Source organism: Streptomyces sp. NPDC050534, assembly GCF_044457745.1.
Lineage (GTDB): Bacteria > Actinomycetota > Actinomycetes > Streptomycetales > Streptomycetaceae > Streptomyces.
In genome coordinates, this window is sequence record NZ_JBITHF010000002.1 from 345110 (window position 1) to 367082 (window position 21973).

At 72.6% G+C, this 21973-nt stretch carries 18 protein-coding genes; 14 read left to right on the forward strand and 4 right to left on the reverse strand.

Going from position 1 to position 21973, the window contains the following annotated elements:
* Positions 1-6: 6 nt before the first annotated feature.
* The 10 genes from ACIBN2_RS07110 to ACIBN2_RS07155 all read left to right on the forward strand — a co-directional run bounded on the left by ACIBN2_RS07110 (position 7) and on the right by ACIBN2_RS07155 (position 10286).
* Entirely contained in the window at positions 7-870 is an 864-nt protein-coding gene (locus tag ACIBN2_RS07110; protein ID WP_399133192.1) for a TIGR03619 family F420-dependent LLM class oxidoreductase, read from the forward strand.
* Positions 871-926: 56 nt separating this feature from the next.
* Complete coding sequence (locus ACIBN2_RS07115; RefSeq protein ID WP_399133193.1) at positions 927-1901, forward strand: ABC transporter substrate-binding protein; 975 nt, start codon at positions 927-929, stop codon at positions 1899-1901.
* 16 nt (positions 1902-1917) lie between these two features.
* Entirely contained in the window at positions 1918-2718 is an 801-nt protein-coding gene (locus tag ACIBN2_RS07120) for an ABC transporter permease (RefSeq protein WP_399133194.1), read from the forward strand.
* 41 nt (positions 2719-2759) lie between these two features.
* Complete coding sequence (locus ACIBN2_RS07125) at positions 2760-3554, forward strand: ABC transporter permease (protein ID WP_399133195.1); 795 nt, start codon at positions 2760-2762, stop codon at positions 3552-3554.
* On the forward strand, positions 3551-4303 hold the full coding sequence (locus ACIBN2_RS07130) for an ABC transporter ATP-binding protein (RefSeq protein ID WP_399133196.1): 753 nt from the start codon (positions 3551-3553) through the stop codon (positions 4301-4303). Before ACIBN2_RS07125 ends, ACIBN2_RS07130 begins: the two co-directional genes overlap by 4 nt.
* 124 nt (positions 4304-4427) lie before the next feature.
* Positions 4428-6584 (forward strand): germacradienol/geosmin synthase Cyc2, encoded by a 2157-nt coding sequence (gene cyc2 / locus ACIBN2_RS07135; protein WP_399133197.1) that lies wholly within the window; start codon positions 4428-4430, stop codon positions 6582-6584.
* 200 nt (positions 6585-6784) lie between these two features.
* A complete protein-coding gene (locus ACIBN2_RS07140; RefSeq protein WP_399133198.1) occupies positions 6785-7381 on the forward strand; it encodes a PDZ domain-containing protein in 597 nt (198 codons plus the stop codon).
* A 51-nt stretch (positions 7382-7432) separates the two neighbouring features.
* Positions 7433-8056 carry a LysE family translocator gene (locus ACIBN2_RS07145; protein ID WP_399133199.1) on the forward strand — a complete coding sequence of 208 codons (624 nt, stop codon included), beginning with the start codon at positions 7433-7435 and terminating at the stop codon, positions 8054-8056.
* 117 nt (positions 8057-8173) lie between these two features.
* Positions 8174-9301 (forward strand): aminopeptidase P family protein, encoded by a 1128-nt coding sequence (locus tag ACIBN2_RS07150; protein ID WP_399133200.1) that lies wholly within the window; start codon positions 8174-8176, stop codon positions 9299-9301.
* A 49-nt stretch (positions 9302-9350) separates the two neighbouring features.
* Positions 9351-10286, forward strand: a complete 936-nt coding sequence (locus ACIBN2_RS07155; protein WP_399133201.1) for an aminoglycoside phosphotransferase family protein — start codon at positions 9351-9353, stop codon at positions 10284-10286.
* A gap of 6 nt (positions 10287-10292) precedes the next feature.
* On the opposite strand, the gene treZ is transcribed toward ACIBN2_RS07155, so the two are convergent.
* Positions 10293-12038, reverse strand: a complete 1746-nt coding sequence (gene treZ / locus ACIBN2_RS07160; protein WP_399133202.1) for a malto-oligosyltrehalose trehalohydrolase — start codon at positions 12036-12038, stop codon at positions 10293-10295.
* A 173-nt stretch (positions 12039-12211) separates the two neighbouring features.
* On the opposite strand from treZ, the gene ACIBN2_RS07165 reads away from it, so the two are divergent.
* The 3 genes from ACIBN2_RS07165 to ACIBN2_RS07175 all read left to right on the forward strand — a co-directional run bounded on the left by ACIBN2_RS07165 (position 12212) and on the right by ACIBN2_RS07175 (position 14719).
* Positions 12212-12763 (forward strand): FHA domain-containing protein, encoded by a 552-nt coding sequence (locus tag ACIBN2_RS07165; protein WP_399133203.1) that lies wholly within the window; start codon positions 12212-12214, stop codon positions 12761-12763.
* 160 nt (positions 12764-12923) lie between these two features.
* The gene (locus ACIBN2_RS07170; RefSeq protein ID WP_399133204.1) at positions 12924-14288 is read left to right on the forward strand and encodes a M14 family zinc carboxypeptidase; all 1365 of its coding nucleotides are present in this window, start codon (positions 12924-12926) and stop codon (positions 14286-14288) included.
* Complete coding sequence (locus ACIBN2_RS07175) at positions 14285-14719, forward strand: SSI family serine proteinase inhibitor (protein WP_399133205.1); 435 nt, start codon at positions 14285-14287, stop codon at positions 14717-14719. Before ACIBN2_RS07170 ends, ACIBN2_RS07175 begins: the two co-directional genes overlap by 4 nt.
* Before the next feature lie 59 nt (positions 14720-14778).
* On the opposite strand, the gene ACIBN2_RS07180 is transcribed toward ACIBN2_RS07175, so the two are convergent.
* The 3 genes from ACIBN2_RS07180 to glgX form a co-directional block, all read right to left on the reverse strand.
* Positions 14779-16029 (reverse strand): M14 family zinc carboxypeptidase, encoded by a 1251-nt coding sequence (locus tag ACIBN2_RS07180; RefSeq protein ID WP_399133206.1) that lies wholly within the window; start codon positions 16027-16029, stop codon positions 14779-14781.
* A 291-nt stretch (positions 16030-16320) separates the two neighbouring features.
* Positions 16321-18681: a malto-oligosyltrehalose synthase gene (gene treY / locus ACIBN2_RS07185; RefSeq protein WP_399133207.1), complete on the reverse strand. Its 2361-nt coding sequence runs from the start codon at positions 18679-18681 to the stop codon at positions 16321-16323.
* Between the two features lie 178 nt (positions 18682-18859).
* Positions 18860-20989, reverse strand: coding sequence for a glycogen debranching protein GlgX (gene glgX / locus ACIBN2_RS07190; protein ID WP_399133208.1), 2130 nt, complete (start codon positions 20987-20989; stop codon positions 18860-18862).
* 177 nt (positions 20990-21166) lie between these two features.
* Here glgX and ACIBN2_RS07195 point away from each other — a divergent pair, with 177 nt between their 5' ends.
* Positions 21167-21973: a Tat pathway signal sequence domain protein gene (locus ACIBN2_RS07195; RefSeq protein WP_399133209.1), complete on the forward strand. Its 807-nt coding sequence runs from the start codon at positions 21167-21169 to the stop codon at positions 21971-21973.

The following is a 21973-nucleotide window of genomic DNA, read 5'->3' on the forward strand; positions in this document are numbered from 1 at the left end:
AACGACATGTTGCGTATCGGAGTGGCACCGCACCGTCTGTGGCCCGCACGGGAGACCGAGATCGACGGGGTCCTGGCGACCGCGCGCAAGGCCGAGGAGCTCGGCTTCGACCACGTCTTCGCGAGCGGCCACGCGGTCGCGGGCGATCTGGGGGTGACCCCCGACCCCCTGGTCACGCTGTCCGCCGTGGCCGGCGCGACCGAGCGGATCGGGCTGGTGACCAGCGTGCTCGTGCTGCCGCTGTACAACCCGGTCGTCCTCGCCCACCAGACCGCCACCCTCGACCGCCTCTCCGGCGGCCGCTTCACGCTGGGCGTCGGCACCGGCTGGGACACGCAGGAGTACGCGGCCGTCGGCGTGCCCTTCGCGGGACGGGGCCGGCGTGCGGACGAACAGCTTGCCGCCGTACGGGAGTTGTGGCGGGGCGAAGGCCCGGCACGGCTCGGAGTGCTGCCGCGCACCGAGGGTGGACCGGCCGTATGGGTCGGCGGGCAGAGCGACGCGGCGCTGCGCAGGGCGCTGCGGTACGCGGACGCCTGGCACGGCTCGGGGGTCGACGCCGCCGGGCTCAAGTCGGTGGCAGAACGGCTCGTCGCCCTCGGCGAGCAGGCCGGACGTGACCCGCGGAGCCTGGGCCTGACGGCGGGCCTCTTCCTCGTGCCGCCGGGTTTCGCCCCGGCCGTGCGGCTGCCGGGGCGCCCGCTGGGAGGTGCGGACGCGAGCGCCGAGAGCGTACGGGAGGAGCTGGCAGCCCTGGCCGACGCCGGGCTCTCCTCCTGCTCGCTGTGGCTGCCGGTGGCCGCCGACGCGCTGCCGGACGCGCTCGCGTGGACGGCCGCGGAAGCCCTTTCGTTTTTCTCCAAAGATTGACGGTTGTACCGATCACTCTGTAGTGATCATGACAAATCTTTGGTAATCATGCCCGTATGGCGTTACGTCGATTACGGCCGGGCATCGCACGACCGGCGGTCGTCCTGACCGCCCTGACCCTGCTCCTCGCAGCCTGCGGTGACGACAAGGGCGACTCCGCGTCCACAGGCGCCGGACACACGAAGCTGAGAGTGGCCGCACTGCCGCTGACCGACTCGGCGGCGCTCTATCTCGCCCGGGATCGCGGGCTGTTCAAGAAGGAAGGGCTGGACGTCACGATCCAGCCGGTCCAGCAGAGCATCCAGGCACTGCCCGCCCTCGCCAACGGCCAGGTCGACGTGATCGCGAGCGCGAACTACGTGACCTTCCTCCAGGCCGACGAGAAGGGCACCCTCGACGTCCGCATCCTCGCCGAGGGCGTACGGGTCGCGCCGCACATGATGGACGTCCTGGTGCCGAAGGACTCCGCAGTCAAGAGCGTCGCCGACCTCGCGGGCAAGAAGGTCGCCGTCAACATCCTCAACAACATCCAGTCGCTGACCCTGAACGCGATCCTCGACGCCAAGGGTGTCGGCCGGCCCGTCTACCGGCAGATCGCCTTCCCGCAGATGGGGCCCGCCCTGGAACGCGACCAGGTCGACGCCGTGCACGCGGTGGAGCCCTTCGACAGCGCGATCCAGGGCGACTTGAAGGCGAAGGTGCTGCTGGACGGCGGCTCGGCGCCCGTCCAGTCGCTGCCCATCAGCGGATACGTCACCACGCAGAAGTTCGCCGCCGGGCACGCCAAGGAGGCGGCCGCCTTCCGGCGCGCCATCGAGGCGGCGTCGAAGATCGCGACGCAGGACCCGAATGCCGTACGCGAGGAACTGCCCAAGTACACCAAGGTGACCGCCGACCAGGCGCAGAAGATCCAGCTGCCGGTGTATCCGGCCACCACCGACCCGGCGCAACTGCGGCGGCTGACCGAACTCATGCTGAAGCAGGGGTTGTTGAAGAAGAAGCTCGACCCGGCGACACTGCTGGTCACATGAAGCGGCCGAACGCCAGGTGAAGCGGCTGAGACGGCGTCATGAACTGTGGCTGGGGCTGCTCGGCGTGCTGCTGGCGTTCGGCGCCTGCGAGGCGGTCGGCCGCGCGGGCGTCGTCCGCCGCAGCTATCTGCCGCCGGCTTCCGAAGTCCTCGCCCGCGCCGTGGAGTTGGGTGGCGACCGGGCCTTCCTGGACGGGGTCGGTGCCACCTTGAAGGCATGGGCCCTGGGGCTCGGCCTCTCCGTCGCGATCGCCGTCCCGCTCGGGCTGCTGCTCGGCAGCGTGCCGCTCGTCGACTCCGCCGTCCGCGTGGTCGTGGAGTTCCTGCGGCCGCTGCCGTCGGTCGCGCTGATCCCGCTGGTCTCCCTGCTCCTCGGCACCGGCACCGAGACCAAGGTCGCCCTGATCACGTACGCGTGCGTCTGGCCCGTCCTGTTCAACACCGTCTACGGCCTCGGCGAGACCGACCCGCTCGCCAAGGACACCCTGCGCGCCTTCGGCTTCGGCCGGCTCTCGGTGCTGCTTCGGGTCGAACTGCCGGGCACAGCACCGTTCATCGCCGCCGGCATCCGCATCTCGGCGGCCGTGGCGCTCATCCTCGCCGTCGCCACCGAACTCCTCTCCGGCTTCGGGGAGGGGCTCGGCATCTTCATCGCCCAGGCGGGCCTGGCCACCGACGGCACCCGGGACGTCCTGGCCGGCGTGGTCTGGGCGGGCGTCCTCGGCCTCGTCATCAACGGCGTCCTGGTGTGGGGCGAGCGCCGGCTGTTCCCCTGGACGCCGGAGCGACGGGCCGGCGGACGCGGGGGGCGGCAGTGAAGGGGGCCGCCGCGCCGGCGCGGAACGCGGCGCGAGGGCCGATGACCGCCGGGCGCGCCGGCGGTCACGTCCTGCTGCGTCTCGTGGTGCTCGCCGTGGCGGTGGCCCTGTGGCAGGTGGCGGCCCAGGCCCACGGGAGCGTGTACTTCCCGCCGCCGGGCCAAATCGCCGGTCGCGCACACGAGTTGTGGTTCTCCGGAACCGTCGGCCGGCTGTTCCTCACCGACGCCGCCGTGGCCGACATCCTGCCCAGCCTCGGGCGGATGGCGGCCGGGTTCGGGATCGCCGCCGTCACCGGGATCGCGCTGGGTCTCGCGGTCGGGCGGTCGCGGTGGGCGTACGCGCTGTGCAATCCCGTACTGCAGTTCGCGCGGGCCGTTCCGCCGCCCGCGCTCGTGCCCGTCTTCGTCGTCGTCTTCGCCCTCGGAACGCCGATGCAGATCGCCTCGATCGCCTTCAGCGCCGTCTGGCCGGTCCTGATCAACACGGCGGAGGGGGCGCGCGGCACCGATCCGCTCCGGCTCGACGTGGCCGCCGTGCTGCGCCTGAACCCCGTCGAACGGCTGTGGTTCCTGCTCCTGCCCTCCGCGCTGCCCCGCATCTTCGCGGGCCTGCGCCTGAGTCTCTCGCTCTCCCTCATCCTCATGGTCTTCTCCGAACTGCTGCCGGGCACCGCCGACGGCATCGGCTTCACCCTCACGGACGCCCAGTCCCGCTCCGACCTGCTCACGGTCTGGGCGGCGCTGCTCCTGCTCGGCGTCCTCGGCTACGTGCTGAACACCGCGCTGCTGGCGGTGGAGAGACGGCTCGTCGGCCGGGGAAGGACCACGGCATGAAGCTCCGCCTCGACGCCCTCGGCCAGCGCTACGGCGACCAGTCCGTCCTGCACGACATCTCGCTCACCGTCCCGGAAGGCCAACTCCTGTGCGTCGTGGGTCCGTCGGGCTGCGGCAAGTCCACCCTGCTGCGCACCGTCGCGGGCCTGCAGCCCGCGTACGAGGGCTCCGTCACCTTCGACGGAACCCCGGTCACCGGCGTGCCCGACCAACTGGCCGTCGTCTTCCAGGACTACGGCCGCTCCCTCTACCCCTGGCTCACCGTCCGCGACAACGTCGCGCTCCCGCTGCGCCGCCGCGGCCTGCCGCGCGCCGAGCGGCGCGCGGCGGCCGAGCGCATCCTGGAACGCGTCGGCCTCGACGGAGCCGGCCGCCGTCACCCCTGGCAGCTCTCCGGCGGCATGCAGCAACGCGTCGCCATCGCCCGCGCCCTGGTCTGCCGCCCCGCCCTGCTCCTCATGGACGAACCCTTCGGGTCCCTGGACGCCCAGACCCGCGAGGACCTGGAGGACCTCCTCCTGGAGGTCCACCGCACCGACGGCGCGACCATCGTCTTCGTCACCCACGACATCGACGAGAGCGTCTACGTCGGCGACCGCGTCGTCGTCCTGTCGCCGGGTCCCGCCTCCGGCGTCGTCCTCGACCTGCCGGTCGAACTCCCGGGCAGGCGCGAGCAGATCGGCACCCGCGGGCTGCCGGAGTTCGTGGCGCTGCGGACGGCGGTGGGGCGGGCGGTGCGGGGGAGCTGAGGCCGGCCGGCAGGCGTGCCACCGCTGCCGGCCGCCCCTGCGGGAACTCCCGCCGATTCACGCGTTGGTGTGATCATGTCCGGGCCGGCGGATGGCGCGGGAGAGCCCCGGGTAGGGCCCGGCCATGACGCACCAGCCCTTCGAACTCCCGCACTTCTACATGCCGTACCCCGCGCGGCTGAACCCGCACGTCGACGAGGCGCGTGCCCATTCGGCCGAGTGGGCACGCGAGATGGGCATGCTGGAGGGGTCCGGGATCTGGGAGCGGTCCGACCTGGAGGCCCACGACTACGGACTGCTCTGCGCCTACACCCATCCCGAGTGCGACGGCCCGGCCCTGTCGCTGATCACGGACTGGTACGTGTGGGTCTTCTTCTTCGACGACCACTTCCTGGAGATCTTCAAGCGCACCCAGGACCGCGCGGGCGGCAAGGCCTATCTGGACCGGCTTCCGCTGTTCATGCCGATGGACCTCGGCACCCCGATGCCCGAGCCGCGGAACCCGGTCGAGGCGGGCCTCGCCGACCTGTGGACGCGCACCGTGCCCGCGATGTCCGCCGACTGGCGCCGCCGCTTCGCCGTCGCCACCGAGCACCTCCTCAACGAATCCCTGTGGGAGCTGTCCAACATCAACGAGGGGCGCATCGCCAACCCCGTCGAGTACATCGAGATGCGCCGCAAGGTGGGCGGCGCCCCCTGGTCGGCGGGGCTCGTGGAGTACGCGACGGCCGAGGTCCCCGCCGCCGCGGCCTGCTCGCGGCCCCTCAGGGTGCTGATGGAGACGTTCGCGGACGCCGTCCACCTGCGCAACGACCTGTTCTCCTACCAGCGAGAGGTCGAGGACGAGGGTGAGAACAGCAACGGCGTGCTCGTCCTGGAGACCTTCTTCGGCTGCACCACCCAGCAGGCCGCCGACACCGTCAACGACATCCTCACCTCCCGCCTGCACCAGTTCGAGCACACCGCGCTGACCGAAGTGCCCGCACTGGCACTGGAGTTGGGTCTCACCGCGCCAGAGGTCGCCGCCGTCGCCAAGTACACGCAGGGGCTGCAGGACTGGCAGTCCGGCGGCCATGAATGGCACATGCGCTCCAGCCGCTACATGAACGCCCGCGCGCGGTCGGGGAATCCGTGGCACGGCCTGACCGGTGCGGCCGGCTCCGCCGCCGACGTCGGCGCCCTGCTCGCGGCGGCCGGGGCGGAGCGCCTTCGCGCGTACACGCACGTGCCGTACCAGAAGGTCGGCCCGTCCCTGCTGCCCGACTTCCACATGCCCTTCCAGGTCGAGCTGAGCCCCCACCTGGAGGCCGCCCGGCCCCGGCTCACCGCCTGGATGCACGCCATGGGCATGCTCCAGGAGGGCGTCTGGGACGAGGACAAACTCGCCGCCTACGACCTTCCGTTGTGCTCCGCGGGCCTGGACCCGGACGCGACACCCGAGGTCCTCGACCTCAGTTCCCGGTGGCTCGCCTGGGGGACGTACGGCGACGACTACTACCCGCTCGTGTACGGCCACCGCCGCGACCTGGCCGCCGCACGGCTGACCACCCGGCGCCTGTCGGACTGCATGCCCGTCGACGGCGAGGTGCCCGTCACCCCGCTCAACGGCATGGAGCGCGGCCTCACCGACCTGTGGGCGCGGACGACCGCGGGGATGTCACCCCAGGACCGGCGCACCCTCAAGAACGCGGTGAACGTGATGACCGAGAGCTGGGTCTGGGAGCTGTCCAATCAGCTGCAGCACCGCATCCCCGACCCGGTCGACTACCTGGAGATGCGCCGCGCCACCTTCGGCTCCGACCTCACCCTGAGCCTGTGCCGGATGGGCCGGGGCCCCGCCGTCCCGCCCGAGGTCTACCGCAGCGGCCCCGTCCGCTCGCTGGAGAACGCCGCGATCGACTACGCCTGCCTGCTCAACGACGTCTTCTCGTACCAGAAGGAGATCGAGTACGAGGGCGAGATCCACAACGCGATCCTCGTCGTGCAGAACTTCTTCGGCATCGACTACCCGACCGCCCTCTCGGTCGTCCACGACCTGATGACCCAGCGCATGCAGCAGTTCGAACACGTCGTCGCGCACGAACTCCCCATCGTCTACGACGACTTCGGTCTCTCGCAGGAGGCACGCGAGGCGATGGACGGCTATGTGGGAGACCTGCAGAACTGGCTGTCGGGCATCCTCAACTGGCATCGGAAGGTGGACCGTTACCAGGCCGACTACCTGGCCCGGCGGGCCCACGGCTTCCTCCCGGACCGGCCGCCCGCCGTACCCGTCCTCTGAGGGGATCAGCCGGTACGGCAGTGGGGACGCGGTACCGGCGCGCGGTCCGCACCCGGACGCCGGGTGCGGGCCCCGCGCGTCCCTCGCATCGAACTGAAGTCCGGCTCTCGTCCGCCGGTGCCGATCGCCGGTCAGTCTCACTCGTTCGTGGCTCGTCGCGCGCCGGGGCTCCCGGGTAGAGCTTGAGCAGGAGGCGATCCATGGAACAGACTGCGTTGCGGCCCAAGCCGATGCCCGGCCAGGACCCCGGCCGCGGAACCCGGCCCGGTGCGTCCGTACGGCATCCGCACGCCGCGCGGAAGCGGGCGCGACGGCTCAGGACCCTGTTGTTCGGGCTGCTGGTGGCCGCGCTTCTGGTGCTCTCCGGGGTCGGCATCGGGACGGTCGGCGCCACGGTGATAGGGATGAGCAAGCTCGCCGATCTGCAACGGCAGGCACCGCAGCGGCCGCCCGCAGCGCCTCGTCCCGGTTCCGCGCCCCCGGCCGCACCCACACCCACCCCCACCGCCTCGTCCGCGCCCCCGGCCCCCGCCACCGCGACCCTCGGCCTGGAGGCGGTCGACGCCTACCGGAAGGGGGCACTGATCGTGGGCGTCCACGTCCCCGGCCCGGGCTACACGGCCGGACTGGTCCGCGGCGACGTGCTCCTCGCGTTCGGCGGGACCCGCGTCGCATCGGCCGCGGACCTCGCCCGCGCCGTCGCGCACGCCCGCCCCGGCTCCGAGGTCGTCCTGACGATCCGGCACCGCAGCGGCACCTACCAGCGGCTGACGGCCGTACCCGGATTCGTCATGTGACCACCGGAAAAACACTGGCCCTGCCCCGCGGCACCGGCCACGATGGCCCTCATGCTGAGCACCCTCCTCGCCTTCCTCGGCGCCTGCACCCTCATCGCCGCCTCGCCGGGACCCAGCACGGTGCTGATCATCAAGCAGTCGCTGCGCAGCAGACGCGACGGCTTCCTGACCGTGCTCGGCAACGAGACGGGCATCTTCACCTGGGGTGTCGTCGCCGCCTTCGGCCTGACCGGGCTGCTCGCCGCCTCCGAGGTGGCGTACGACGTGCTGCGCGTCACCGGCGCGGTCGTCCTCGCCGGCTTCGGCATCCAGGCCCTGCGGCAGGCGCGGCGGGCGAAGGGGGCGCCCGGGGGCGACGCCTGGGAGGGCACCGGGAAGAGCGGCTGGGCGGCCTACCGCGCCGGGCTGCTGATGAACCTCGCCAACCCCAAGGCGGCGATCTTCGCCATGTCCTTCCTGCCGCAGTTCGTGCCGGCGGGCGCCCCGCACCTGCCGGCGATGGCCGGGCTCGCCGCCCTCTGGGCGGTCTACGAGGTCGGCTACTACGGCCTGTACGTGTGGTTCGTCGGCCGGATGCGGACCGTGCTGTCACGCGCCGGGGTGCGCCGGCGCCTGGAGCAGATCTCCGGCGGCGTGCTGCTCCTCCTCGGCGTCCGTCTCGCCCTGGAGAGCTGACGTCATGGACGGCACGATGCCCGAAAGCCCCGCAGACCGGTCGCGCGGCCCCCGCTGTCCGGGCAGGATGCTGCCCGTAGTCCTATGTGGTCCTTGCAACCGCCCAGGGAGGCCCGGATGACCGGCAGCACGCGCGCGCCCTTCACCGCCGACGACTACCGGGCCCGTATGGACCGCGCCGCGCGGGCCGCCGCCGACGCCGGTCTCGACGGGCTCCTGGTGGCGCCCGGACCCGACCTGGTGTGGCTGACCGGCTACGCGCCCACGGCGGTCACCGAACGGCTCACCCTGCTGGTCCTCGCCCAGGGCCGGGCCCCCGTCCTGGTCGTCCCCACACTGGAGGCCCCGGACGCCGCGCAGGCGCCCGGCGCGCCCGCCCTGAACCTGCGCGACTGGACCGACGGCAAGGACCCCTACGCCGCGACCGCCGCGCTCCTGTCCGGCACCGGCCGCTTCGGCGTCAGCGACAACGCCTGGGCGATGCACCTGCTGGGCCTGCAGCGGACGCTGCCCGGCACCACCTACGACTCCCTCACCGAGGCCCTGCCGATGCTGCGCGCCGTCAAGGACGCGGCGGAGCTGGAACTGATGGCGGCCGCGGGCGCGGCCGCCGACGCGGCCTTCGAGGAGATCCGCAAGGTCCCCTTCGCCGGCCGCAGGGAATCCGAGGTCGGCGCGGACCTGGCCGATCTGCTGCGGCAGTTCGGCCACTCCCAGGTCGACTTCACCATCGTCGCCTCGGGCCCGAACGGCGCCGATCCGCACCACGAGGTCGGCGACCGCGTCATCGAGGACGGCGACATGGTCGTCCTGGACTTCGGCGGCCTCAAGGACGGCTACGGCTCCGACACCTCCCGTACGGTCCACGTCGGCGAGCCCACCGACGAGGAGCGCCGGGTGCACGACCTGGTGCGCGAGGCCCAGGAGGCGGGCTTCAGGGCGGTGCGGCCGGGCGCCGCCTGCCAGGACGTCGACCGGGCCGCCCGCGAGGTGATCGCCGGCGCCGGGTACGGCGAGTACTTCATCCACCGCACCGGCCACGGCATCGGCGTCACCACGCACGAGCCGCCGTACATGATCGAGGGTGAACAGCAGCCCCTGGTGCCCGGAATGTGCTTCTCCGTGGAACCCGGCATCTATCTGCCCGGCCGGTTCGGTGTGCGCATCGAGGACATCGTCACCGTCACCGAGGACGGCGGGCGGCGCCTGAACGACACGACCCGCGAGATGGTCATAGTGGACTGAGCGACCAGCAGGAGCCCCAGCAGACCCCCGAGGGACAACGGCGCGGACCATGACCCAGGCACCGACACCCACCGCGGACACCGTCCGCCGGCTGGTCAGTTCCCTGCTCAAGGACGGTGCGGCCGGCGCCGGACCCGAGGTGCGGCCCGTCACCGAGGGCGGCGGGCACGGCACCTGGTGGGTCGGCACCCGGTACGTGCTGCGTCTCGCCCCCGACCGCGAGGCCGCCGTCCGCCAGCGCCGCGAACTGCGTCTGCGCGACCTGCTGCGCCCGTACCTGCAGGTCGCCGTGCCCACCAGCGTGGCGCAGGGGGAGTGGGCGGCCGGGCTGACGTACACGCTGGACACGAAGGTGCCCGGCGGCACGGGCGAGGAGCACGACGTGTCCGCCGTCGGCGAGGCCGACCTCGCGGGGCTGCTCACCGGGCTGCGCGAGGTGCCCGCCCGGCAGGCCGAGGCCCTCGGCGTCCCGCGCGTCGCCCCGCGCTCCCTGGAGGCCCGGCGCCTGGCCGCCGAGCGCGCCGCCGAACGGCTCGCCGCGGCCGACGAGTTCGACCCCGTGCGTCTGCACCAGCTCACCGGCCCGGCCGCCGTGCAGCTCGCCGCCCAGTCCGGCACCGCGGTGCTCGTCCACCACGACCTGAGGGGCGAGCATCTCGTGGTCAGTCCCGACGGCCGGGTGCGCGGCGTCCTCGACTGGTCCGGGGCGGCCGTCGGCGACCCCGCCGAGGACATCGCCGGGCTGGCCGGTGCCGTCGGCTCACCGGCCGCCGTCCGCGCCGCGACCCTCGCCGGCTACGGCGCACGCCCCTGCCTGCGCGGTCTCTGGCTGGCCCGCTGCGACGCCGTCGTCCGTCTCGCCGAAGCCCTCCAGGACCGCGACGCGGCCGCCCTGCCGCTGCTCCGGCTCCGGCTCCGCCGGGCCTGGGAGGCGATCCTCCTGGAGCGGGTGACGGAGTTCCGGGACGGCGAGGCCGACGTCTGACTCGGCTCAGCCCTGCAGCAGCACCACGGCCGACTCCCCGGGCACGTGCAGCCCCCCGTCCGGGCCCGGCGCCTCGACGGGCTCCCACGCGGCGAGCACGCGCGCGTGGCGCGGGCCCAGGGGGATCTGTGCGGGTTCCTTGGCGAGGTTCACGGCCACGCGGACGTCCCCGCGGCGGAAGGCGAGCCAGCGCTGCCGCTCGTCGTACGCCACCTTGATGTCGGCGAGGTCGGGATCGGTCAGGTCGGCCTGCTCGTGCCGGAGCGCGATCAGGCGGCGATACCAGTCCAGCACGCGCGCGTGGGGCTCACCGGCGGGCTCCGCCCAGTCGAGGCAGGAGCGGTCGCGGGTCGCCGGGTCCTGCGGATCCGGTACGTCCTCCTCCGCCCAGCCGTGCGACGCGAACTCCCGCCGCCTGCCGCGCCGTACGGCCTCGGCGAGCTCCGGATCCGTGTGGTCGGTGAAGAACTGCCAGGGCGTGCCCGCCGCCCACTCCTCGCCCATGAACAGCATCGGCGTGAAGGGGGCGGTCAGTACCAGCGTCGCCGCGCAGGCCAGCAGACCGGGGGATAGGGAGGCCGACAGACGGTCCCCCAGGGCCCGGTTGCCGACCTGGTCGTGCGTCTGGCTGTAGCCGAGGAGCCGGTGTGCGGCCACGCGTGTGCGGTCCAGAGGACGTCCGTGGCGCCGGCCGCGGAAGCTCGAGAACGTGCCGTCGTGGAAGTAGCCGCCGGTGAGCGTCTTGGCGAGCGCCGCCACGGGGGCGCGCGCGAAGTCTCCGTAGTAGCCCTGCGACTCGCCGGTCAGCGCGGTGTGCAGTGCGTGGTGGAAGTCGTCGTTCCACTGCGCGTGCAGACCGAGGCCGCCCGCCTCGCGCCCGGTGATGAGCCGCGGGTCGTTGAGGTCGGACTCGGCGATCAGGAACAGCGGGCGGTCCAGTTCGGCGGCGAGGGCGTCCACGGCCGTCGACAGCTCCTCCAGGAAGTGGCACGCGCGCGTGTCCGCCAGCGCGTGCACGGCGTCCAGGCGCAGCCCGTCGATCCGGTAGTCGCGCAGCCACGACAGGGCGCTCTCGCGCAGGTAGTCCCGGACCTCGTCCGACCCCGGCGCGTCGAGGTTCACGGCGGAACCCCACGGCGTGTGGTGGGTGTCGGTGAAGTACGGCCCGAACGCGGGCAGGTAGTTGCCCGAGGGCCCGAGGTGGTTGTGCACGACGTCCAGGACCACGCCCAGGCCGAGTTCGTGCGCCCGGTCGACGAACCGTTTCAGCGCCTCGGGACCGCCGTACGGCTCGTGCACCGCCCACAGGGAGACGCCCTCGTAGCCCCAGCCGTGCCGTCCCGGGAACGGGCACAGAGGCATCAACTCGACGTGGGTGACGCCCAGTTCGACGAGATGGCCGAGCCGCCCGGCGGCCGCGTCCAGGGTGCCCTCATGGGTGTACGTGCCGACATGGAGCTCGTACAGGACCGCACCCGGCAGCGGGCGCCCGGCCCATTCGGTGCGCCAGGCGTAGTGCGCGTGGTCGACGACGGCGCTCAGGCCGTCGGGGCCGTCCGGCTGCCGGCGCGAACGCGGGTCGGGCAGCACGGGGCCGTCGTCCAGTGCGTACCCGTACCGCGAGCCGTCCCGCGCCTCGGCCTCCGCCCGCCACCACCCCTCCCGTCCGGGATCGCGCTCCAGCGCGCGCGTGGCGTCGTCGCACTGGAGCGTCACGCGCTCGGCCTGTGGTGCCCACACCTCGAACTGCACGGACGGTTCCCCTTCGTCTGCTCACCGTGATGTAGCCCGTCCATGGTGCTCCAAACGAGATCAATCCGCCTTTGCATCCGCCGTTTTGCGGCGGGTGTCGCCGGGCACGCGTGCGTGCCCGGCGTTTTCCGGTTTTCTGGACACCCGGAGTTCACTGACCGACAATCACGAACGTGACGTCGTCCTTCGAGTTCCACACGTACCCCGCGCGGCTGTCCGACGCGGAGCGCGACAAGGCGCTCAAGGTCCTGCGTGACGGCGTCGCCATGGGACGGCTGTCGCACGACACGTTCATCCGCCGCATGGAGCTGGCGCTCACCGCCCGCCGTTCCGACGAACTCGCCGTGCTCACCGCCGACCTCCCCCAGGAGAACCGTCTCTCCCGTCTGGTGTTCGGCACCGTGGAGGCGGTCTCCGGCTTCACCGTACGGCTGCGCAGGGCCTGGCAGGCCGAGCGCCTGCCCAAGCTGCTGCTGCCGCACCCGGGCAACGGCCATCCGCTGCGCATCGGACGCGATCCGGCCAACGGACTGCGCCTCACGCACGAAACCGTGTCCCGCGTGCACGCCGAACTCCGCCGCCAGGGCGGCATGTGGGTGCTGCGCGACCTCGGTTCGACCAACGGCACGACGGTGAACGGGCGGCGGGTCATCGGTGCCGCGGTCGTGCGCGAGGGCGATCAGGTCGGCTTCGGACGGATGTCGTTCCGGCTCGCCTGCGACTGAACCCGCCCGGCTGCGCCGAATAGCTTTGGCCTGAGCATGACATCGCGTTGACGTGCTGCGATGGACCAAAGCGGTTTCCGTTCCGCGGTGTTGACGTACCCCCCAAGTCGTGACTGACTGTGCGTACGCCATGTACATCAGGTGAAACGACGGCACCACATTGTGGAGGTGTGCCCTGCCGCCCCTCCTCCGCTACCCGACCGTCGACGAACTCGGCGCGCGGGCGGCAGCACTCGTGGCCCGACGTCCTTCGGACGCTCGTCTGCGCCGCGTCGGCACCTCCCGTGCGGGCAACCCGATGTGGCTGCTTTCCGTCGGTCACGGCAGCCGTCAGGCCCTCGTCGTCGCCGGGCCGCACGCCAACGAACCCGTCGGCGGCGGCACCGTCCTGCGACTGGCCGAACGCGCCCTCGCCGACCCGCGGTTCACCGAGGGCTCCGACGCCACCTGGAACCTCCTGCTCTCCCTCGACCCCGACGGCCTGCGCCGCAACGAGGGCTGGCTGCAGGGCCCGTACAGTCTCGGCCGGTACTTCCGGAACTTCTTCCGGCCCGGCTTCCTCGAACAGCCCGAGTGGCTGCCCGACGGCGCGGCGGGCGCCGCACTGCCCGAGACCCGCACGCTGCTCGAACTTCAGGACGAACTGCGGCCCTTCCTCCAGTGCTCCCTGCACGGCGTCGACGTCGGCGGCGGCTTCGTCGAGCTGACCCACGACCTGCCGGGCCTCGCGGGCCGCGTCGCCCGCGCCGCCGCCCGCCTCGGCATCCCGCGGGAACTCGGCCCCTACGACACGCTGTACTGGCCGAACCTGGGCGCCGCCGTCTACCGCATCCCGCCGCCGCGCATCGGCGACCTCGCCGCGGCCATCACCGAGGCGGCCGTCGAGTCGACCTGGTTCCACCCGTACCGGCACGGCACGGTGACCGCGGTCGTCGAGGCGCCCATGTGGGGCGTGGCGGCCGTGGAGGACGGCTCCCCGCCCGCCGACGCGGCCGCGGTGCTGCGCACCGTCAGCCACGCGCTGCGCCGCGACACGCGGCTCCTGGAGGCGCTCCTCGCCCGGCTGCGGCCGCACCTCGCGCGGACGCCGGACGCGGCCGCCCTGCTCGCCCCGGTGGACGACTATTTACTGGTCTGCCCCGGCCTCGCCGACGCGTGGGACCCCGACGTCGCCGACGGCGCGCGCCCGCTGCCCCCGCTCAGCAGCGGCCACCTGGCCGCCCTGCGCATCGCCGGGCGCCGCCTGGCGCTGCGCACGGCGGGACTGCTGCACCAGCTCGTGACGGCCGCCGGCCGCGACCCGGCCGGTGTGCTGCCGGACCTGGACCGGCTCGTCGACCAGTGGTGCGCCGACTACCGCGACGCCATCGGCGCGCGCTGGATCCCGGTCGCGCGGCAGGTGGAGTACCAGTCGCGCGTGGTGCTCGCCGCGTTCGAGCTCGCCGGGCAGTACGCGCCCGCGTGCTCCCGTTCGGGTGAGCCGGGCTGGGGTTCCCAGGCGCCCGTGCCGATGCATCGGGAATGACGACCAGCACCACACAAGCGATCAGCACCACGGCGAAAGCGGTACGAGGCGGTCTGCTCGCGGCCGCGCTCCTCCTGGCGGGCGCGGCCCCGGCGCAGGCGGTCTCCCACCACTTCCCGCCGGACAACTGGCTCTACCTCACGGTCAGCAAGGGCGACGGCCGCGCCGCGAGCCACCACGACACCCTGCTGCTGTGCGACCCGCCCGAGGGCCACGCACGGGCGGCCGAGGCGTGCGGCGAACTGGCGGCGGCCGACGGCGACATCACCCAGATCCCGGTGAAGGACGCCTACTGCCCCATGGTCTACGCGCCGGTGACCGTCCACGCGCGCGGGGAGTGGAGCAACCGGAAGGTCGACTACACCCAGACGTTCTCCAGCGCGTGCTTCATGAGCGCGCGCACCGGGTCGGTCTTCGCCCTCGACAACTGAGGCCGGTGTCGCTGAGCCGGTGTCGCTGCGGTCGGCGCGCGTGAGCCCGTGCGGCGTGCTCACGCCGCACGGTCGCGCGCGCACCGCGCCGCCGTGACGACCGTGCGGGACTGGTGCTCCACCTGGTGCTCCAGCGGCACCCAGCGCGCCCGGAAGCGCTCCGCGAAGGCCTCGCTCCAGGTCGCCACGAGCCGTTCCAGACCCGGTGCCGCGCGGTCGCCGCTCTGCCGCAGCACCCGTAGCAGCATGGCCGCCGCGCGCAGCGGCAGGCGGCGGCCGAACGCGTCCACGCTGCTGACGTACGCCATCGTGTTGTCGGCGGGCGGTGTGCGGGTCCAGTCCGCGGCCAGTCCCGGGACCAGGTCCAGCACCCACCGGGCGGCCCGCAGCAGCGGCCCGTCCACGCCCTCCAGCCGGGGCAGCGCCTCCGCGAGCACGCGGTCCACCTCGAAGGCGTCCCGCAGCAGCCGGCGGGCCACCCACCGGATCGCCGCGGCCGGCGCGGGATGCGGAGCCGGGTCGTCCACCAGGTCGCTCGCCCACATCGGCACCTCGACCACCGCCGTCAGACCGCCGTACCGGTGCGTGGCGTACCAGGTGCTGTGGCGCGCGTCGTCCGGCATGCTCGGGTAGGCGGCGCCCGCGCCGGGGGCGGGCATCACATGCACCCCGGGTCCGGACGCGGCCCAGCCCGCGGCGTCCGAGGCTCCCGTCTCCACCGGGATGTGCAGCTGCGCCGCGGACTTGGCGAACGGCTCGGCGAGACCCGGTATGTCCTTGGTCAACTGCACCCAGCTGCCGCCCAGATCGGTTCCGTGCAGGGTGACCTGGAGGTAGGGGCGTAGCTCGTCGATGACCCTGGTCAGCGCGCGCGTCTCGGGCGGCAGGCGGTGTGCCGGCAGCACCGAAGGCGACCACTCGGGCTGCTCCTCGGCGGCCGGCCGGAAGAACCCGAGGTGGTAGTCGTAGAGGCTGCGCGGCGCCGGAGTGTCGTGCAGGCTCGCTCCGTCGGGGTCCACGCAGAGCAGGAAGTGCCAGGACGTGTCCCAGCGCAACTCCCGCTCCGCCAGCACCCGTTCGGCGAGCGAGAGGACCGTGCAGGCGCCGGTCGGCTCATTGGCGTGGGCGCCGGCGACGACGAGCACGGCCCGCCGGGCATGGCCCACGGACAGCAGGTACAGGGGCCTGCCGGCCCGGGAGACTCCCACTTTCCTCAGGGCGCACAGGCTGGGCCTCTGAACGGCCAACGACCGTGCGCACGCGATGAGTTGGGTCACAGTGGGATAGCGCCGCTGAGGCAGGAGACTCACCCCCGTCACGTCCGCCCTGCATCGCAATCCGCAGTACCCCACGCTCTCCCCGAAGTGTCAATGACATCAAGGGGGAGGCTCCAGGGGGCGCCCAGATGCATTCGCGGCCGGCGGTGTGCGAGGCACTCATTGCCGGTCCGGCGGGCCCTGCCGCGCACCGTCCGCACACCGGCGTGCGCGATACGCGCGCCCCCACGCACGGTGGTCGCGGCTCACGACGTCCCGCGCGTGGCGACGCACCGGCCGTCGACGACCGTCCGGAGGCGCCCTTCCCCGCCGCTTCCCGCCTCCCTACTCCGCGTCGACCCGCTCCAGGAGCGCCACCGGCTGCCGCTCGAAGAGCTCCTCCACGCGTGCGTGCCCCGTGAACTCCCGCCCCGGAGCGAGTACGTCGGACCAGCGTCCCGGTGGCAGCGGCAGCCGGGTGTCCCGCCAGCCGCCCGCCTCCGCCAGCCGCAGCGACAGCCGCGTCACGGCCGTCACGACCTCCGAGGAGCGCGCGAACGCCGCACAGTGGGCCGCCGCCGGGCCCTGCGCCGCGAGCGGCGTGTACGTGGCCGCGTCCCCGAAGGCCCCGGGCCGCCGTGCGCGCAGCCGCAGCGCCGCCGCGGTCACGGCGTCCTTGTCGCCGGGGTCCTCGGGCGGGAAGCTCACGGGCCGCCGGTTGTCCGGGTCCACCAGCGCCAAGGACTCGCCCTCGGTGCCCTGGTACACGTCGGGCACACCCGGCATCGTCAGATGGACCAGGGCGGTGCCCAGCACGTTCGCCCGGATGTGCGGCTCCAGCGCCCGCCGGAGCGCGATGACGTGCTCGCCCGCAGGCCCGCACGGTCCCGCGGCGACGAAGGCGGCCACCGCCTCCTCGTACGCGGGCTCCTGCTCCGTCCAGCTCGTCAGCAGCCCCGCCTCGCGCACATGCTTCAACAGGGCCTGCTGTACGCGCTCCTCGGCCGCCGCCCCGAGCCCGAACACCGTCTGCCAGGCCGCCCACGCCAGCTGCGCGTCCGGCACGCCCTCGCCCGCGCGGGTCACCTCGGCCAGGACGTCCGCCCACCGCTGCGGGCACTCGGTGAGCACCGCCAGGGCCGCCCGTACGTCGGCACTGCGTTTGGTGTCGTGCGTCGAGACGACGGTCCCCGTCGCCGGCCAGTCGCGCTGCACGCGCGCGCAGTAGCCGTGGAAGTCCTCCGGGGACACCGCCGGGTTCCCCGGGTCGCCGCCCACCTCGTTCGCCGACAGCAGCGGCACGTAGCGGTAGAACGCCGTGTCCTCCACGGACTTGGCGCGCAGCGCCGACGCGGTCTGCGCGAACCGCGTACGGAACTCCTCGTGGTCGGGCCCGGTCGCGTCACCGGCCCGCCCCAGCACCAGATCGCGCACCACGTCGACCGCGCCGGCCTCCTCCGGGACGACGAAGGCGAGCCGGGCCTCGGCGGCGGCCTCCTCGGTGACCACCGAGGCCGCGTCCTGGGAGGCGTAGGGGCGGTAGACCTCGAGGCGGACCAGCAGCTCCTGGAGCGCCGTGCGCAGCGCCCATGGGGCGCGGTCGCGCAGCGCCGGGTCCGGGGCGGTGGCGCACAGCCTGCTCGCCACCCGGGTCAGCCGGTTGATCTCGGTGGCCAGCTCGTGCGTGATCACCTTGTACGCCGCCCGCCGCACCGTGGCCGCCCAGTCGCCTCCCCGGTCCGTCTGCGGGGCCGCGAACCGCCGGTACTGGCCGAGGAGTTCACCGAACCCCGCCGGGTCCGTGAAGAGGCCGTCGACGTGCCGCAGGGCGTCGTAGCCGGTGGTGCCGGCGACGGGCCAGGAGGCCGGCAGGCACTCCCCGTCCGCGAGGATCTTCTCCACGACCGTCCAGCGTCCGCCGGTCGCCTCGTGCAGGCGCCGCAGATACGCGTCGGGGTCGGCGAGCCCGTCGGGGTGGTCGACGCGCAGCCCGTCGACCACGCCCTCGCGCAGCAGCTCGAGGATCTTCGCGTGCGTGGCCTCGAAGACCTCCGGGTCCTCGACCCGCACCCCGATGAGCTCCGAGATGCTGAAGAAGCGCCGGTAGTTGAGTTCGGTGCGGGCCAGCCGCCACCACACCGGCCGGTACCACTGCGCGTCCAGGAGCTGCGGCAGCGGCAGTTCCCCCGTGCCCTCGCGCAGCGGGAAGGCGTGGTCGTAGTAGCGCAGCACGTCGCCGTCGACGCGCAGCTCGCCGATCACCGAGCCGACCGGCTGCCCGAGCACCGGCAGCAGCATCTGGCCGCCCTGCGCCTCCCAGTCGATGTCGAACCAGCGCGCGTACGGCGATTTGGGGCCCTCCCGCAGCACCTCCCACAGGGCGTGGTTGTGCCGCGGTGCCATGGCCATGTGGTTGGGCACGATGTCGACCACCAGGCCGAGACCGTGCTCCCGCGCCGTGCGGGACAGCGCGCGCAGCCCCTCCTCGCCCCCCAGCTCCTCGCGCACGCGCGCGGGGTCGACCACGTCGTAGCCGTGCAGCGAACCGGGCACGGCCTCCAGCACGGGCGACAGGTGCAGGTGCGAGACGCCGAGCGAGGCCAGGTACGGTACGGCGGCCGCGGCGGCCGCGAACGGGAAATCGGGCTGCAGCTGCAGCCGGTAGGTGGCCGTGGGCGCCATGAGGTCGGGTCGCTCAGGTGTCATGCAAACCTACGTACCCGCCCTGCCGCCCTTCGTGTCATCGTCCCCCGCACGGGTGCACGCGTGCGTGGCCCGCTCCGGGCGGGCGATGGGCCGCCGGGGCACACGGAGAAGGGCGTCACCGGCCTGACCGGCCCGCCGGCTCCTCCACGCGCGCGCGGAGGAGCCGGCGGGCCAGGGCCTAGACCGGCCGCCGGAGCACCGTCATGCTCCGGTCCACCAGTGTCAGGTGGTCACCGGCCTGCACCTTCTGGTCCCCGTCCGGCAGCACCCCTTCCGTGCGGGCCGTGTCCACAACGACCTGCCACTGCCGGCCGTGGTTGACCGGCACCACGAAGTCCAGCGGCTCGGGCGAGGCGTTGAACATCAGCAGGAACGAGTCGTCGCCGATCCGCTCTCCGCGCACACCGGGCTCGGAGATCGCGTTGCCGTTGAGGAACACGGTCAGCGCGGAGGCCGGGGCCGTGTCCCAGTCCCGCTGGTTCATCTCCTTGCCCTCGGGAGTGAACCAGGCGATGTCCGACAGGTCGTCGTGCGTGCCCTCCACGGGCCGGCCGTGGAAGAAGCGGCGCCTGCGGAAGACCGGATGGTCCTTGCGCAGCCACACCATCGCGCGCACGAAGTCCAGCAGTTCGCGGTCGGCGGAGCCCTCCTCCGCGTCGGGGTCCGGCCATTTCACCCAGGCCAGTTCGTTGTCCTGGCAGTAGGCGTTGTTGTTGCCGCGCTGGGTGCGCGCGAACTCGTCGCCGTGGCTGATCATCGGCACGCCCTGGGAGAGCATCAGCGTGGCGAAGAAGTTCCGCATCTGGCGGGCCCGCAGCTCCAGCACACCGGAGTCGTCGGTCTCGCCCTCCACCCCGCAGTTCCAGGACCGGTTGTGGCTCTCGCCGTCCCGGTTGTCCTCGCCGTTGGCCTGGTTGTGCTTGTCGTTGTACGCGACGAGGTCGTGCAGGGTGAAGCCGTCGTGGCAGGTGACGAAGTTGATCGAGGCGAGCGGACGGCGGCCGTCGTCCTGGTAGAGGTCGGAGGAGCCGGTCAGCCGGGACGCGAACTCCGCGAGCGCGCGCTGCTCGCCGCGCCACAGGTCCCGTACGGTGTCGCGGTACTTGCCGTTCCACTCGGTCCACAGCGGCGGGAAGTTGCCCACCTGGTAGCCGCCCTCGCCGACGTCCCAGGGCTCGGCGATCAGCTTCACCTGGGAGACCACCGGGTCCTGCTGCACCAGGTCGAAGAACGACGACAGCCGGTCCACCTCGTGGAACTGCCGGGCCAGCGTGGCCGCGAGGTCGAAGCGGAAGCCGTCGACGTGCATGTCCGTGACCCAGTAGCGCAGCGAGTCCATGATCAGCTGCAGGACGTGCGGGGACCGCATGAGCAGGGAGTTCCCGGTGCCCGTGGTGTCCATGTAGTACCGCGGGTCGTCGGTGAGGCGGTAGTACTGCGGGTTGTCGATGCCCTTGAAGGACAGCGTCGGGCCGAGGTGGTTGCCCTCGGCCGTGTGGTTGTAGACGACGTCCAGGATGACCTCGATGCCGGCCTCGTGCAGGGCCCGCACCGCCGACTTGAACTCCAGGACCTGCTGGCCGCGGTCGCCCCAGGAGGCGTACGCGTTGTGCGGGGCGAAGAAGCCGATCGTGTTGTAGCCCCAGTAGTTGTTCAGGCCCATGTCGACCAGCCGGTGGTCGTTCACGAACTGGTGCACCGGCATCAGCTCCAGCGTGGTCACGCCGAGCTCCACCAGATGCTCGATGATCACCGGGTGCGCGAGTGCCGCATAGGTGCCGCGCAGCTCCTCGGGCAGCCCCGGGTGCTGCATCGTGAGGCCCTTCACATGCGCCTCGTAGATCACCGTCTCGTGGTAGCCGCGGCGCGGCCGCCGGTCGTCGCCCCAGTCGAAGTAGGGGTTGACCACGACCGACGTCTGCGTGTGCGGGGCCGAGTCCAGGTCGTTGCGCTCGTCGGGGGCGTCGAAGTGGTAGCCGTACACCTCCTCGCCCCAGCGGATGGAGCCGCTGATCGCGCGCGCGTACGGGTCGAGCAGCAATTTCGCCGAATTGCAGCGCAGACCGCGCTCGGGTGCGTACGGCCCGTGCACACGGAAGCCGTACCGCTGCCCCGGCATGATGCCGGGCACGTACGCGTGCCGTACGAACGCGTCGCTCTCGCGCAGTTCCACCGCCGTCTCCGAGCCGTCGTCGTGCAGCAGACACAGCTCTACTCGGTCCGCGGCTTCCGAGAAGACCGCGAAATTGGTGCCGGCGCCGTCGTACGTGGCACCGAGCGGATACGCCTCGCCAGGCCAGACCTGCATGGATCGACTCTTTCAGCTGGAGCGCGACGCCGGAGGCGCCTTCGGGTCGAGTGTCCCCGAAAGTGATGGAACCACCTATGACTTACGTCCCTCTTACCGCTCGACCAGGCATACGCGGTATGCCGAACCAGTGGGGCAAACAGGTACTCCCGTGACCAGGGGGAGTAGGGGGAAGATGTGCGCAACATAGTGCACCGCCATCTGGGAAAGGTGGTGGCCGGTGCGGCCGTCGCGGTGGCAGGGACCGCCGTGATGGTCGGGATCACCCTGCCGGGGACGGCGGGGGCCGACGAGTCGGGAGGGAGCGGGGCGGGGACACAGTCCGCGCAGCAGGCGGGGCAGGACGGGGCGGTCCGGCCCGGCGTGGTCCAGCAGGCGCCGGCCGACGGTGACCGGGGCAAGGGCAGCGACCCGCTGACCGGCGACGAGATCAAGCGGGCCGAGCAGATCGCCGCGAACCGGCAGCTGCTGAATTCCGCCCAGAACGTGGCGGGCGACCGGGGGCCGCAGCGCCTCACCGTCGACCTCGTCGACCCGGAGGACGACGGGACGGACGGTGCGAACGCGCCGCGCCGGGCCGATGTGACGTTCTACGACTACAAGAACGACACTCTCGTCACGAAGACGGTCAATCTGGACACCGGGAAGGTCGAGGAGACCGGCACGCAGCACGGCGTCCAGCCGCCGCTGAGCCGGGCCGAGAACGCCGAGGCGGCCAGGCTGCTGATCGCCGACCCGCTCGGCGCGGGCCTGAAGGCCGACTACAAGGACGCGACCGGCAAGGAGCTCACCTCGCCGGACCAGCTGCTGCTCAACGGCGCCGTCTACCGCGCCACCGCGGGCGCCCAGCCCGCCGTGCTGGACAAGTGCGGCGAGCACCGGTGCGTGCGGCTGTTCCCGAAGGTCGTCAACGGCCCGTGGATCGACGCCAGGAAGCTGATCATCGACCTCAGCGCCGGCAAGATCGCCAAGCTCGACCGCTGA